Genomic DNA, 15,645 nt, shown 5'->3' with positions numbered 1-15,645 from the left:
TCGGCGGTTCAAAAATTATTTGTAACTTTGTAGGCCGCAATACATGTGTGCATAACCGAATTTGACTACAACGAAACAACTTACATAATCATTCAAACTATGGCTAACAAAGAAAAACTCTTCACCGAGTTTCAGGCGCCAACCACACAAGAGTGGCTGGACAAGATTGAAGTCGATCTGAAAGGTGCTGACTTCCAGAAACGACTCGTGTGGAGAACCAATGAGGGTTTCAACGTACAACCCTTCTACCGCCGTGAAGATCTGGCAAACTTGAAAACTCCAGATGCACTTCCCGGTGAGTTCCCATTCGTTCGTGGAAATAAAAAAGACTCTAACGAATGGTATGTTCGACAGAACATCGTCGTTACCGATCCTGTAGAGGCCAACAAAAAGGCACTCGACATTCTGATGAAGGGTGTAAACTCTATCGGATTCCGTTTTGACGGTGATCTTGTTAGTGCCGATTTTATCGACAAGTTACTGAAAGATATCCGTTTGGATATTGTAGAGGTCAGCTATCGTACATGCCCATGTCATGTTCTTGAACTGGCAGAAATTCTGAAGGCTTACTTCGAGAAGGAAGGCTATGATAAGGAAAAAATCGTGGGTGGTGTAGGTTTCGATCCCATAGACAAGATGATCCAAAAGGGTAAGGATACCAGCAAGGTACTTGCCAAACTCCCTCAGGTGGTTGAGGCTTTCAAGGAATATCCCAATCTGCGTTGCGTTATGGTACACACCGACACGCTGAACAATGCCGGTGCATATATCGTACAGGAACTCGGCTATGCCCTTGCTTGGGGTAATGAGTATCTGCAGCAGTTGGTGGATGCCGGCGTAGATGTAGATCTTGCAGCCAAGAGCATCAAGTTCTATATGGGCGTTTCTGAAAACTATTTCATGGAAATTGCCAAGTTCCGCGCAGCTCGTCTGTTGTGGGCCCAAATTGTAAAACAGTACGAGCCTAAGTGCGACTGCTCTTGCAAGATGGTAATCAACGCTTCTACTTCTACTTACAACCAAACTGTGTTTGACAGCTATGTTAACCTGCTCCGCTCACAGACAGAGGCAATGAGTGCTGCCCTTGGCGGTGTTCATTCACTCGTCGTAACTCCGTTTGACGTAGTATATGAGAAGCCAACCGATTTCTCAGAGCGCATTGCTCGCAACCAGCAGTTGCTCATCAAGGAAGAGAGCCATTTCGATCGTATCGTCGATCCTTCTGCCGGTTCTTACTATATCGAACACCTCACTGATGCGTTGGCTCAGGAGGCTTGGAAGATTTTCCTCAAAGTGGAAGAAGAAGGCGGATTCCTCGCTGCTGTTAAGAATGGCACCGTACAGGATGATATCAATGCTACCAATGTGAAGCGTCACGGCGATGCTGCTAAACGCAAAGAGTTTCTTCTCGGAACAAACCAGTTCCCCAACTTCACAGAGAAGAGCGAAGGCAAACGCGCCATCGGACCTTGTGCATGTGGTTGTGGAAAGGCAGAAGAAACTCCTTTCAAGAAGCTCGAAACCACTCGTTTGGCTGCCGACTTCGAGAATCTCCGCATCCATACTGAAGAGGCCAAGACACCTACTGCGTTTATGTTGACCATTGGTAATTTGGCTATGCGTCAGGCTCGTGCACAGTTCTCTTGCAACTTCTTGGCTTGTGCCGGTTATAAAGTTATCGACAATCTCGGCTTCAAGACCGTAGAGGAAGGCGTTGATGCTGCACTTAAGGCTGGTGCAGATATCGTAGTTCTCTGTTCGTCAGACGATGAATATGCAGAGTATGCCATCCCAGCATTCAAGTATTTGGACGGACGGGCCATGTTTGTAGTGGCAGGAGCTCCTGCATGCATGGACGACCTGAAGGCCGCTGGTATTGAGAACTTCGTACACGTTCGTTGCAACGTGCTTGAGACTTTGAAAGAGTACAATCAAAAGTTAGGCATCTAAAGTTATGAGAAAAGATTTCAAGAATATTGATATTTATGCCGGCATCCACGCCACCGATGGCGCAGCCTGGCTGAAAGAGAACCACATCGTGCCTAACTGGAAGACACCAGAGCACATTGAGGTTCGTCCCGTATATACCAAAGAAGACCTTGAAGGCATGGAGCACCTCGACTTCACAGCAGGTATCCCTCCATATCTCCGCGGTCCGTATAGTATGATGTATCCATTCCGCCCATGGACTATCCGTCAGTATGCCGGATTCTCTACTGCAGAGGAGTCGAATGCATTCTACCGTCGTAACCTCGCCAGTGGTCAGAAAGGTCTGTCTGTAGCCTTCGACTTGCCCACCCACCGTGGTTATGACCCCGACAACGCTCGCGTAGTTGGCGACGTTGGTAAAGCAGGTGTATCTATCTGTAATGAAGAGAACATGAAGGTGCTCTTCTCAGGTATTCCCTTGAACAAGATGTCTGTCTCGATGACCATGAACGGAGCTGTGCTTCCTATTTTGGCTTTCTATATCGTAGCAGGTCTGGAGCAGGGTGCTAAGCTGGAAGAGATGGCAGGAACTATTCAGAACGATATTCTGAAAGAGTTCATGGTGCGTAATACCTATATTTATCCACCTGCATTCTCAATGAAGATTATTGCCGACATCTTCGAGTTTACCTCACAGAAGATGCCTAAGTTCAACAGTATCTCTATCTCAGGTTACCACATGCAGGAAGCTGGTGCTACTGCCGACATCGAATTGGCATATACACTTGCCGACGGTATCGACTATCTGCGTACTGGTGTTAATGCAGGTATTGATGTGGATGCTTTCGCACCCCGTCTGTCGTTCTTCTGGGCTATCGGTATGAATCACTTCATGGAGATTGCCAAGATGCGTGCAGGTCGTCTGTTGTGGGCTAAGATTGTGAAGAGCTTCGGTGCTAAGAATCCAAAGTCACTCGCTCTGCGTACCCACTCTCAGACTTCTGGTTGGTCGCTGACCGAGCAGGATCCTTTCAACAATGTAGGCCGTACCTGTATTGAGGCTATGGCAGCTGTATTGGGTCATACTCAGTCGCTCCACACCAATGCTCTTGACGAGGCTATTGCCCTGCCTACTGACTTCTCAGCTCGTATTGCTCGTAATACCCAGATCTATATTCAGAACGAGACTAAAGTCTGCAAGCAGATTGACCCATGGGCAGGTTCATACTATGTAGAGACCCTGACCAACGAGCTCGTTCATAAGGCTTGGGAGCATATTCAGGAAATCGAGAAACTTGGTGGTATGGCAAAGGCTATTGAAACTGGTCTGCCTAAGATGCGTATTGAAGAGGCAGCTGCCCGCACTCAGGCACGTATCGACTCTGGTGTACAGACCATTGTTGGTACCAACAAGTATCGTCTCGACCATGAAGATCCTATCGATATCCTCGAGGTTGATAATACAGCAGTACGCAAACAGCAGGAAGAGTGCTTGGCAGAGGTACGCGCTTCACGTGATGAAGCCGCTTGTCAGGCAGCCCTCAAGGCAATTACCGAGTGCGTTCGCGATTTCAAGGAAGGCCGCAAGAGCGAGAACAACTTACTCGATTTGGCAGTGAAAGCAGCTCAGTTGCGTTGTACTCTTGGTGAGATCAGTGATGCCTGCGAAGAAATCGTAGGTCGTTATAAAGCAGTAATCAGAACCATTTCAGGCGTGTATAGTTCAGAAAGCAAGAACGACTCCGACTTTGAGAAAGCCTGCGAGTTGACCGAGAAGTTTGCGAAGAAGGAAGGTCGCCGTCCCCGTATCTTCGTTGCGAAGATGGGTCAAGACGGTCACGACCGTGGTGCAAAGGTAGTAGCCACCGGTTATGCCGACTGTGGTTTCGACGTGGATATGGGACCATTGTTCCAAACACCTGCCGAGGCTGCACGTGAGGCAGTTGAGAACGACGTACATATTGTTGGTGCATCGTCACTCGCCGCAGGTCACAAGACCTTGATACCTCAGCTGATTGAGGAATTGAAGAAACTTGGACGTGAAGACATCATGGTTATTGCCGGTGGTGTGATTCCCGCACAGGACTACGACTTCCTCTATAAAGCCGGTGTTGCCGCCATCTTCGGTCCTGGTACATCTGTTGCCAAGGCTGCCTGTGAGATGATGAAGATTCTTCTCGACGAGGAATAAATCGTACGCAGTAATCGTACATCGTACGAATATCCGATATCAAGAGCGTGTCATGACGTTGTGTCATGGCGCGCTTTTTATATTGTTATCTTTGTAAAGCAGTTCAAATCGATATCAATATGATGTTGTGTCGCGGTGGGTATTCTATATGTTATCTATATGAGTATTACAAAAATTTACGTTAAACATCTGCCGATGTGTAAGTGAATTCATTTTTTCTTTGTACCTTTGCAGCCGTGAGAAAAAATATGCTCATCATATTGCTCTTTTTCGTCATTACATTTGTAATGGCGGAAATGCCTCGTTTGACCTTTCCTCTACTTGGAGCGGCCAATACTGATGTGTCTGATTCTGTGGGTAAAGGGCAGACGGTCAATACGCAGTTGTTGCCCCATAGTGCCAAGTCCGACAGTACTGTAATTGATACCACAACACAGGTTCTTGCTGATACCGCAAAGATGGATTCATTGCAAAAAGCCATCTGGATGCACAACAAAGCTATTGACGACTCTTTGCGTGCCGACTCTATCAATCGTCAGCGTAAGAATGGTATTGATGCTCCAGTGGAATATACTGCTGAAGACTCTATGACCTATGAAGGTGCTTCAGGTTTAGCCCATCTGTATGGCCAGTCCCATGTGAAATATCAGGATATGGATTTGCAGAGTGATCAAATCTTCATGCAACTCGATTCCAGTTTGGTACATGCTACAGGTTCGCTCGACTCTCTCGGTAAGAAATTCGGTACACCAATATTCAAGATGGGTAGTGACACTTATGAGAACGACACTATAGCTTTTAATTTCAAGACCAAAAAGGGACTCATCAGCGATGTATATACCCAGCAGGATGATGGCTATATGACTGCCCAACTGGCTAAGCGTGGAGCCAATGGTGAGATTTATTTGCAACACGGTCGTTATACCACCTGCGACAAAGATCATCCCGATTTCTATATAGCCTTGTCACGTGCCAAGATGCGCCCAGGTAAGGATGTCGTTTTCGGTCCTGCTTATTTGGTAGTAGCAGATGTGCCATTGCCATTTGCCATACCTTATGGTTTCTTCCCTTTCAGTAAGAGTTATTCTTCTGGTTTTATCATGCCTACCTATGGTGATGAAACATCGCGCGGTTTCTACCTCCGTGATGGTGGTTACTATTTTGCCATCAACGACAAGATGGACTTGAAACTGTTGGGTGAAATCTATACCAAAGGATCGTGGGGACTCTCTGCAGCCTCCAACTATCGCAAACGCTATAAGTACAGCGGTTCGTTTTTTGCCAGTTACCAGAATACGGTGAATGGCGAAAAGAATATGCCCGACTATACCAAAGCCACCAGTTTCAAGGTGCAATGGAGTCACCGTCAAGACAGCAAAGCTAATCCCTATAGTTCTTTGTCTGCCAGTGTCAACTTTGCCACATCGAGCTATGAGCGCAACAACCTCACTTCGATGTACAATCCGCAGGCAATGACACAATCTACACGTACCAGCTCGGTATCATGGAGTACCACATTCTCCAGTATCGGCATGAGCTTGAGCTCAACGTTCAACCTCAACCAGAACATGCGTGACTCGACTATCGCCCTGACATTACCCGACCTCAACATCTCTATTTCGCGCTTCTATCCTTTCAAACGCCGTCATGCTGTAGGTAAGGAACGCTGGTATGAGAAGATCTCTATGAGCTATACCGGACAGTTGAGCAATAGCATCAGTACCAAGGAAGATCGTTTGATGCACTCCAGCTTGACACGCGATTGGCGCAACGGTATGCAGCATAGCATCCCCATTAGCGGCAATTTTACATTGTTTGGCTATCTGAATATCAATCCGTCGTTGACCTTCACCGACCGTATGTACACGCAGAAGCAGGAACTTTCGTGGGACGAAGCCACACAGACAGTGAAGCGCGATACCTTGCAGGGATTCTATAATGTCTATAACTGGGCTTTCAGCGTTTCGGCATCTACCAAGCTCTATGGTATGTATATCCCCAGTCGTAAAGTATTCGGCGACAAGATCATGGCGGTTCGCCACGTGGTGACACCATCTGTCAGCTTCAACTATGCACCAGACTTCAGTGCGTCGCGCTATGGATTCTACAAGACCTATCAGAAGACCGATGCCGATGGCAATGTGTCGCTTGTAGAGTATTCACCCTATGAGGGATCACTCTATGGTGTGCCAGGTCGTGGCAAAACTGGTAGTATCTCGATGGATTTGTCCAACAATATCGAGATGAAAGTGAAGAGCGATGCCGACTCTACGGGTGTGAAGAAAATCAGTATCATCGATGAATTGGGAGCCTCAATGTCGTATAACATGGCTGCAGAGGAACGTCCATGGAGTGACCTCTCTACGCGTTTACGTTTGAAACTCACCAAGAGTTATACGTTGAATATCAATGCGGTATTTGCCACTTATGCTTATGAAGCCGATTCCGTAGGTGCCCGTCCTTACATCGGAACCCATACCGAATATAGTAAGGGCCGCTTCGGTCGTTTCCAGGGCATGTCGCAAAACCTCTCTTATACGCTTGATAACAAGAAAGTGAGCGACCTTATCAAGTGGTTGAAGGGCGAACGTCCTAAGCGTAAGAACGACCGCGACAGTCGTGCTAATCGTGATGACGACTACGATACAGGTGTTGAAACCAATGTCGATGAGGATATGGAACGTGGAAAACATGGTGCCCGTAAGGATAATGCCGGCAAGGCAGAGACCGACGAAGACGGTTATATGGCTTTCAATCTTCCTTGGTCGCTCAGTTTGGGTTATGGTGTCACCATGCGAGAAAACACCAGTGGCAAGTTCAATTACGATTCGATGCGCTATCCTTATAAGTTCACCCAGAACCTCAATGTCAGCGGTAACCTTCGCATTTCCGATGGTTGGAACATCTCTTTCTCTTCTGGTTATGACTTTGAGAACCATAAGATTTCAATGACCACTGCGTCACTGTCGCGCGACCTCCATTGCTTTAATATGTCGTGCTCGGTGGTGCTGGCACCCTATACGAGCTACAATTTCTCGTTCCGATGCAATGCAGCAACCTTGACCGATGCGCTGAAATACGATAAGCGCAGCAGCTATTCCAACGCAGTACAATGGTACTAAATCTATGGCAGAACTTCCCGCACTCGTCAAAGACCTTGCCCTCATCCTTGTGGTGGCAGCATTTGTCACGCTTATCTTCAAGCGACTGAAACAGCCTCTTGTCCTTGGATATATCGTAGCAGGATTCTTAGTTTCACCGCAGATGCCCTATACCATGTCGGTGATGGATCGTGCCAATGTGCAGATGTGGGCAGATATCGGTGTGATCTTTCTTTTGTTTTCCCTGGGTCTCGATTTTTCTTTCAAGAAGATTGTGAAGATGGGCATGGCTCCTGTCATAGCCGCTTGTACCATCATCTTCTGTATGATGATGGCAGGAATTGTGGTGGGCAAGGCATTCGGTTGGACCCACATGGACTCCATCTTCCTTGGCGGTATGTTGGCTATGTCGTCCACCACTATTATATATAAGGCATTCGATGACATGGGACTTCGCCAACAGCGATTCGCAGGAATGGTGATGAGTGTGCTGATACTGGAAGATGTGCTTGCCATTGTGATGATGGTGATGCTGTCTGCCATAGCCAGTGGCAGCAGTCCCGATGGTGGTCAGATGGTCGAGAGTGTATTGCGTATCGGATTCTTCTTGGTGCTTTGGTTTGTGGTCGGCATCTTTTTTATCCCTGCCTTCCTTCGTGCCACGCGCCGATTGATGAATGAAGAGACGCTACTCATCGTGGCGCTTGGTCTCTGTTGTTTCATGGCAGTATTCTCCACCAAGGTCGGCTTTAGCAGTGCATTTGGTGCATTTGTCATGGGTAGTATTCTTGCCGAAACGGTCGAAGCCGACAAAATCGTGCGTTTGGTCGAACCAGTGAAAAATCTCTTCGGTGCTATTTTCTTCGTGTCGGTGGGTATGTTGGTCGAACCGCAGGTGCTGGTCGATTACGCCTGGCCCATCATCGCTATCACATTGACCATTCTTATCGGTCAGTCGGTATTTGGTTCGTTGGGATATCTCATCAGTGGCAATCCGTTGAAGACAGCCATGAAGTGTGGATTCTCTATGGCCCAGATAGGTGAATTTGCCTTTATCATTGCATCGTTGGGCTTGTCGCTTGGTGTCATAGGCCATTTTCTCTATCCAGTGGTTGTGGCAGTATCAGTTGTCACAACCTTTCTGACACCATATATGATACGCATGGCTGAACCCTGTTACAATATCATGGAGCGCCATCTGCCTAAGAAATGGATTGTGGCACTCAACCACATCACGATATCTCATCCGCAGACACCCTCTGCAGAAAACAAATGGAAGAGTCTATTGATACAGATGCTCCGCAATACGGTTATCTACAGCATCCTTTCCATTGCTGCCATCGTGTTGATGTTCACCTTCTTCTTGCCATTTGTGCGCAGCTTTTTCCCCTCATACGAACTTCACTGGTATGCCAATGCCATCTGCGGAATATTGACCGTGCTTATCATTTCGCCTTTCCTTCGTGCAATGGTGGTTAAGAAAAACCACTCTGATGAGTTTAAGGCACTGTGGGCAGAGAGTTGGGTCAACCATTTTCCGTTGATATTTACCATCATTGTTCGTGTGGTATTGGCTTGTGCTTTTGTCTTCTATATCATCAACTATCTGAGTCGTTTCAAGAATGCCATCATCATCTCCATAGCGTTGGCATTGGTTGTACTGATGGTATTGTCGCGCGGATTGAAGAAAGGAAGCATACAGATGGAGCGCCTCTTCATTCAGAACCTCCGTTCTCGCGATATTGAGGCACAAGTGCATGGTCGTCGCCGCCCACTTTATGAAGGGCATTTGCTCGACCGTGATGTCCACATGGCAGACTTCGATATTCCCTTCAACACCCGTTGGATGGGTAAGACCCTTCGTCAGTTGGCACTTGGTCAGCAGTTTGGTGTGCATGTCAGCAGTATTCTTCGTGCCGGTCATCGGTTGAATATTCCCGATGGCAACGATGTCATCTTCCCTGGCGACCGACTGCAGGTAATCGGCAACGACGATCAGCTCCGCCAGTTGGGCGAAGCCATTAAGCGTGAGGTGTTGGGCGATGATATTGATTTCGAGAAGCGTGAAATGAAGCTCCGTCAGATGGTCATCACCGGTTCAAGTCCTTTTGTTGGCAAGACCCTTGAAGAGAGTGGCATCCGTTCACAATACAGCTGCATGGTAGTCGGATTGGAGGAAGGAAAGGAAAATCTCTCTCAGATTCATCCCAAACGCAAGTTCCAGAAAGGCGATATCATCTGGGTGGTTGGCGAAAAAGAAAGCCTTGAGGCAATCCTCAAGGCTTGATATCGGTATCGTTTCCGATTTTTCTTAGACCTTGTCAGGTCTGTTTATCTTTATGCTTAGTCGTTATATCCAGCAGTAAGTTCGCAGATTTTCACGATAACATTCATGGCTTTCTCCATCGACTGTATTGATACAAACTCGTATGGTCCATGGAAATTCACACCACCAGCGAAGATATTGGGGCAGGGCAGACCTTTGAACGAAAGCTGTGCACCGTCGGTACCACCGCGTATCGGGCTGACCTTTGGAGCCACACCAGTATCTTGCATGGCACGCAATACGAGGTCTATCACGTGCATCTGTGGATCAATTTTCTCCTTCATGTTGTAATACTGGTCGCTAACCACAGCCTCTACAGTTCCCTCACCGTATTTTTCATTCATCTTCTCTGCACACTGCATGATGAAGTGTTTGCGGTCTTCAAACTTCTCGCGATCATGGTCGCGAATGATATAGTTCAGCTTTGCCAGTTCTATATTCGACTGAATGCCCAGCAGGTGATAGAAGCCCTGATAGCCTTCGGTGGTTTCTGGTGTCTCGTTTTCGGGCAACATCTTGGCAAACTCCGCAGCCAGTGCATTGGCATTGATCATCTTGCCTTTTGCATATCCTGGGTGTACGCTCACTCCCTTGATTGTGATTTTGGCAGAAGCGGCATTGAAGTTTTCAAATTCCAATTCGCCCACATCACCACCGTCCATGGTGTATGCCCATTCGCATCCAAACTTCTCTACATCGAAGTGATGGGCGCCCATACCGATTTCTTCATCGGGGTTGAAAGCCACTCTGATCTTGCCGTGCTTAATCTCTTTGTGTTCTTGCAGATAAACCATGGCCTGTACGATTTCGGCAATACCCGCCTTGTCGTCTGCACCGAGCAGAGTGTGTCCGTCTGTCACAATGAGGTCTTCGCCCACGTGTTGTAACAGTTCGGGAAATTTCTTCGGACTGGATATGATACCCTCCGACAGCAGGATATCCGTACCATTATAGTTTTGCACAATCTGTGGTTTGATATCTGCACCAGAGCAGTCAGGGCTTGTATCATAGTGTGAGATGAATCCGATGGTGGGCACCTCTTCTTTGATATTCCCCTTGAGCGTGGCGTAGAGATAACCTTTCTCGTCGAGTTCCACGTCGTCGAGCCCCTCGCGTTCCAGTTCTTTCTTCAGATATTCCGCAAACAACAGTTGTTTGCTTGTACTTGGCACAGTCTGGCTTTCTTCGCTCGACTGTGTGTCAAATTTCACGTAATTCAGGAATCTTTCTGTTATATCCATATTTGCTTATTGCTATTGTTTCTGTCTGCGAAATTACGAATAATTAGGCGAACCGCCAAATATAATGTAGTTTTTTAGGTTAAATTGTAGCTGTTCTGCCTATGCGCTTGGGGTGTGGTAATCTTCTATTGCGGTAGATTTTGTCTATGCACTCCACGTTTGTAGCAGCTTTTGCCTTGGCACACATAAAATTTTAGTTTTCAGAAAATTTCGACCACTCGACCACCGAAGCGTGCATCGTGCTATCATACAGTAGTTTAGGTGGTGGTCGAAGCTGTTTCTATCGACCACTCATCGACCACCGCCAAAATTTGTTGAATTTTACATTTCAGACCAATATACGTATTGTCAGACATTTCCAAACCTTTGGCAAAAGTATTGCCCAACGTTTGGTAAGAGTGTTTTCCAACGTTTGGTAAGAGTGTTTTCCAACGTTTGGCAAAAATGTTTTCCAACGTTTGGCAAAAGTGTTTTCCAACGTTTTAAAAATATCTTTTCAACGTTTGATAAAGGAGTTATCCAACGTTTGATAAAGGAGTTATCCAATGTTTGATAAAAGTATTATCCAACGTTTGATAAAGGTGTTATCCAATGGTGGATAAAAATTTTTGCAATATTGTATAAGAGTTCTTATCTGCTAACGTAAAACAAACGGAAAACAGTAGGAACTTTCACTTGCATCGTAAGCAGGTTTTTTGCAATCGTTTCTCGGTGGTCGATGTGTGGTCGATGAAAAAAGCTTCGACCACCAGCAAAAACCTGAATGTCATGAGGTTATGCGCGTTTGTGGTCGTGTGGTCGAAAAAAACAGAAAACTATTTTTTTTGTATCTTCGGCTTGTCGATACAAGTCTTGATAGTGTGATTATTCCTTGCTTTTGTTGTAGATGTCTTTGAGGATGAGTCCCGCCAGGGTAAAGCCGAATATGCCGGTGATGTGGAGTAACGATCCGTTGATTTGCGCTTTCCGCACATTCCAATCGTGATGTGCCAGTTCGGGATTGCCTTCCTGTGTGCCGGTTGGTGCAAAGGCAGCATCTACGGAGTTGTCGGGACCTAAGTTGGGCAGTAACTCCTGACTAAACACACATAGAAACTTACGCGCAGGGCGCCGTTTCAGACTGCGGAATTTGTGGCGTAGGGCAGCTCCCAACGGACAACCTTTGACTTTCCAAAACTCAGCCACCTCTATCTTGGTAGGGTCCATCTTCAGTGCAGCCCCCATCGACGAGAAGAATTTTGCCTTGGTGCGACATGCACACTCGATGAGCAACAGTTTGTCGCGAAGGCTGTCGATGGCATCTACTATATAGTCGTAGTCCTCAAGATGGAAACTCTCGGCAGTCGTTTCGTCGAATATCATCTGCAGGGCAGTGATATCTGCATGAGGGTTGATGTCGAGAAGATGTTCTTTGAGTGCATCCACCTTGACACGTCCCACGGTTTTTGTAGTAGCCATGAGTTGACGATTGACATTGCTGATAGCCACTTTGTCAGAATCAACAATGGTGATATGGCGTACGCCAGAACGCACCAATGCTTCTACACACCAACTGCCCACGCCGCCTACACCGAAGACGATGACACGTTTAGATTGAAGCGACTGGAGGATGTCTTCACCCACCAGTCGCTCTGTACGGTTAAAAATGCCTTGTTCTATATCCATGCTTATTTCACAGCAACTTTCGTGCCATCTACCACATAGATGCCTGCTGCAACGGGAATGCTGACAGGTTGTCCTGCTGTTGCTTTAACTTCAGCCACCTTCTGTCCGTTCAGCTTGTATATATTGACAGTCTTGTTGCGGTCTGTTGTGATGTTGATTTGACCATGGTCACCGCGGATATAGGTTTTGCTGATATCCACCTTGCCAATGCCCGTGCCGCCTTCGGCGCCAGCCACATAGGCTACGACATCAAAAGGTCTTATTCTGTAAACGTAACCAAGCTTGTCAATAAGAGGGAGTTGCCATTCTTGTAGTGATGTGGTGACATCATATTCTGTACCGCCTGTGCCATTATCGTAGATGCCATTAAATTGTACATAAATGGTTTTGCAACCTACTGCATCTGGTGTGTATGTTGCTGTCAGTTGGGTGATGGTACCGTTACCAGGGAACACAATCGTGTTTGAGTTCGTACCACCCCATGTGAATTCTTTAGCACCAAAACCACTAATACTCCAGGTGCCAGAGGATAGTCCGCCGTTGTTCTTGATATCGTACCGAACCACCAGCTTGTCGTCTTTCACTTTTGGAGCTTTTACTCTATCATTGTTGTAATAGGCATCCTCTGTTTCAAACTCATTGCTGGCATTGGTTACAACTTGTACCAATTCGAGTTGCGGAATTCCAGAGGGTGTTGCAGTAAACTTCTTGGCACTGACCAGTTCGGTACCAGAATCTACATCTTTTACCCAAAGGTAGAATTCCTCAGCAGGTACAGGGATTGCCACCTCACGTATTGACTTGCCTTTAGCAGGTACACTTACATAGACGTTAACACCATCTTCAGGACAAGTCTGATCTGTGCTGGTATAGACACTGAGCATACTGAATACATCATTGTCTGTTGCGTTGCTAACATCCAACTTAATGGTATTGCTCTTGCCTGATAGCAATTCGCTTTCTACGATTACCTCGGCGGTCAAAGGATATAACTGCTTGAGGCTGGTTTCTGTAGCCTCTACCGTATAGTAGCCCATGCGCTCCAATCCTGCTTCCTTCCAAGTGATATTGTCTTCACTATACACAGGGTAAATGGTGGTAACACCTACAGGGAAAGCGTAGTCTATTTTATAGGTATTGGGGAACCAGTAGTTTTGTTGGAGATTCTGAACCATTCTTGTGTTAGTAATCAGCTTCATACTGCCGTCAGCAGCTTTAATTCCCCAACCGCAATAGCCAGAGAATTTTTTCGGAGCTCTGTTGGTGAAGTAGTTATAGAATTCAATTTTGAAGTTGTCGGTAGCACTTGTTCGTGTGTCTTGGGTTATCGTGATCTTAGTATCAGTACTGATACCCGTGGCATATATCGGCTTGAGTGTTACCAGTGGTATATCCTCTTGACCATTATCGGGCATGATACCTATAATCATATCGCTACCTTGGTTATAACCATCGGGTGCATTACCCGAACCGATGCCGCCCTTCGCGGGATTGAGGATCGTGATGTCGAAATAACCATCTTGATAGCCGCCCCATCCCCAATTGATGTGGTACAGACCTTTTCCGTCAGAACCGTCGCAGACAAACTGGTGACCGCCATCTGACGATTGTCCGCTGTAGAGAATAGGTCTTTTGGCTATGAGTTCATTGTCAATCAACGTATTCCATTCTTTTATGGAGAATGCCTCACGACGAACTTCTGCCATGAAGTCTTTGTCATAGCCAAAATATTTAGACAGATGTTCAGGATTAACATTAGCACCAGACGATTGCCCATAGTCCATCTTTACAGCTACACCGCAATGATGCATGAGTTTGGCAACGGCATTGGCTTGGTCATCATTAAAACTTCCAGATCTGTATTGCGGTAGGATATTATCCCAGTCGTAGGTGCCATCGGTAGCTTTGCTGATGCCAGGCACGTTGATTTTATTGCTTCTAGTGGTATAGCCAGGAATATCTGCTTGTAGTTGGCTGGGATACTTCCAATAGCCCATCACCTGCGCCATGGCGGTTGCCACACAACCTGTTACCGCCTTGTGGACACCGTCGTATTCGGGACACATGCGGTTGTAGGGGTCGCCTTGGTTCCATTGGATGTTGCCCAAGAGTGGAGCTACGGTAGGTTGGGTGTAGGATGCCGACTCGCGCAGCGCCTTAGCTTCGGCAGCTGTGCGCAGGGCATGGGGATTGCCAGCTTTCACCTCTTCAACAAATTTCTGATAGGCGGTGATGAACTCGACGTATGCCTCAGGCAATGTGTCTTCGGTGTAGTTGCCTTGCTTGGCATAACCCACAATCTCAGGCAACCGGTCGTCTGCAGAGACGATGGTGTAACCCTTGTTCGTTCCGTTTTCAATCACATAGTAGGCAGGATCGATGCCGTTGGTCTTTTGAACCATTCTCGGTTGGGGCGACATGGCGTCCATGCTGATGCCCAATCGCTCGGCTTGTTGCTGTGCAATTTTGAGTGCTTGTTGGTAACTGCGTGGTCCTGCAAAAGCCATCAGTTGCACAAAACACATGGCAAAGAGTAGGAGTAAATGTTTTCTCATAAGCTTACTATATTTATGGTTTATATGTTGTCGTCGGTTGTAATTATTTTGCAAATATAGCATGATTTTCTGAGATTTACAAGTCGTAACACCTGCTTTTTACGCTATGAAACATCTTTTTTATCAGATGAACTTGTTTTGAGCTGTTTTGTTGAGCCAATAAGATTGGTATGAGGGGAAAACAGTGGGTATGGTAGAGTACAATGGTGCAGAAATAGAATTTATATCAGTCGTACCATTGCAGAGAAAATGGGAGGCAGCGTTGATATTGACTGGCAATACACTCCTGGTGCACGCTTTGTCTTTACCATTCCCGACAGACAGGCATAATACACCGTAGTCAAAAGGATAGGCAGAAGTGAAAACGAAGGGTGAAAACCACCAGATAAATTTGGTAGTTCGCTCGCTTTTTAGTAATTTTGCACTCGCATTGGTTCCGTAGCTTAGCTGAATAGAGCGTCAGATTCCGGTTCTGAAGGTCCAGGGTTTGAATCCCTGCGGAATCACTAAAGAGCATGACTTATCAGAAGTCATGCTCTTTTTTAGCTATTTATACCTACGTTCAACAATATCGGCGGTATAATACTTTAATGACCGATGTTTTGAAATGACAGGGTGTTGTTTATCCATAACTATT

General features: G+C 46.5%; 7 protein-coding genes and 1 tRNA gene. 5 read left to right on the top strand and 3 right to left on the bottom strand.

Annotated features, from left to right (window positions below; translation table 11 throughout):
- Window positions 1-99: 99 nt before the first annotated feature.
- The 4 genes from mutA (at window position 100) to CIK88_RS10850 (ending at window position 9,508) form a co-directional block, all read left to right on the top strand.
- Complete coding sequence (gene mutA / locus CIK88_RS10865) at window positions 100-1,950, top strand: methylmalonyl-CoA mutase small subunit (protein WP_094436560.1); 1,851 nt, start codon at window positions 100-102, stop codon at window positions 1,948-1,950.
- 4 nt (window positions 1,951-1,954) lie between these two features.
- Complete coding sequence (gene scpA, locus CIK88_RS10860) at window positions 1,955-4,120, top strand: methylmalonyl-CoA mutase (RefSeq protein WP_094390081.1); 2,166 nt, start codon at window positions 1,955-1,957, stop codon at window positions 4,118-4,120.
- A 236-nt stretch (window positions 4,121-4,356) separates the two neighbouring features.
- Entirely contained in the window at window positions 4,357-7,242 is a 2,886-nt protein-coding gene (locus tag CIK88_RS10855; protein ID WP_094436437.1) for a putative LPS assembly protein LptD, read from the top strand.
- Window positions 7,243-7,246: 4 nt separating this feature from the next.
- The gene (locus CIK88_RS10850; RefSeq protein ID WP_094390079.1) at window positions 7,247-9,508 is read left to right on the top strand and encodes a cation:proton antiporter; all 2,262 of its coding nucleotides are present in this window, start codon (window positions 7,247-7,249) and stop codon (window positions 9,506-9,508) included.
- Window positions 9,509-9,564: 56 nt separating this feature from the next.
- Here CIK88_RS10850 and pepT read toward each other — a convergent pair whose 3' ends face one another.
- From pepT to CIK88_RS10830, 3 genes are all read right to left on the bottom strand, one after another.
- Window positions 9,565-10,788 carry a peptidase T gene (gene pepT, locus CIK88_RS10845; protein WP_094390078.1) on the bottom strand — a complete coding sequence of 408 codons (1,224 nt, stop codon included), beginning with the start codon at window positions 10,786-10,788 and terminating at the stop codon, window positions 9,565-9,567.
- A gap of 864 nt (window positions 10,789-11,652) precedes the next feature.
- Window positions 11,653-12,453 carry a ThiF family adenylyltransferase gene (locus CIK88_RS10835; RefSeq protein WP_094390076.1) on the bottom strand — a complete coding sequence of 267 codons (801 nt, stop codon included), beginning with the start codon at window positions 12,451-12,453 and terminating at the stop codon, window positions 11,653-11,655.
- A 2-nt stretch (window positions 12,454-12,455) separates the two neighbouring features.
- The gene (locus CIK88_RS10830) at window positions 12,456-15,008 is read right to left on the bottom strand and encodes a C10 family peptidase (RefSeq protein WP_158214678.1); all 2,553 of its coding nucleotides are present in this window, start codon (window positions 15,006-15,008) and stop codon (window positions 12,456-12,458) included.
- A gap of 432 nt (window positions 15,009-15,440) precedes the next feature.
- Here CIK88_RS10830 and CIK88_RS10825 point away from each other — a divergent pair.
- Window positions 15,441-15,514: transfer RNA gene (locus CIK88_RS10825), tRNA-Arg, on the top strand.
- The last annotated feature ends 131 nt before the right edge of the window (window positions 15,515-15,645 follow it).

Origin of the sequence: Prevotella sp. P5-50, from assembly GCF_002251295.1 — a bacterium.
Taxonomy (GTDB): Bacteria; Bacteroidota; Bacteroidia; order Bacteroidales; family Bacteroidaceae; genus Prevotella.
This window is presented reverse-complemented; position numbering and strand designations above follow the sequence as displayed.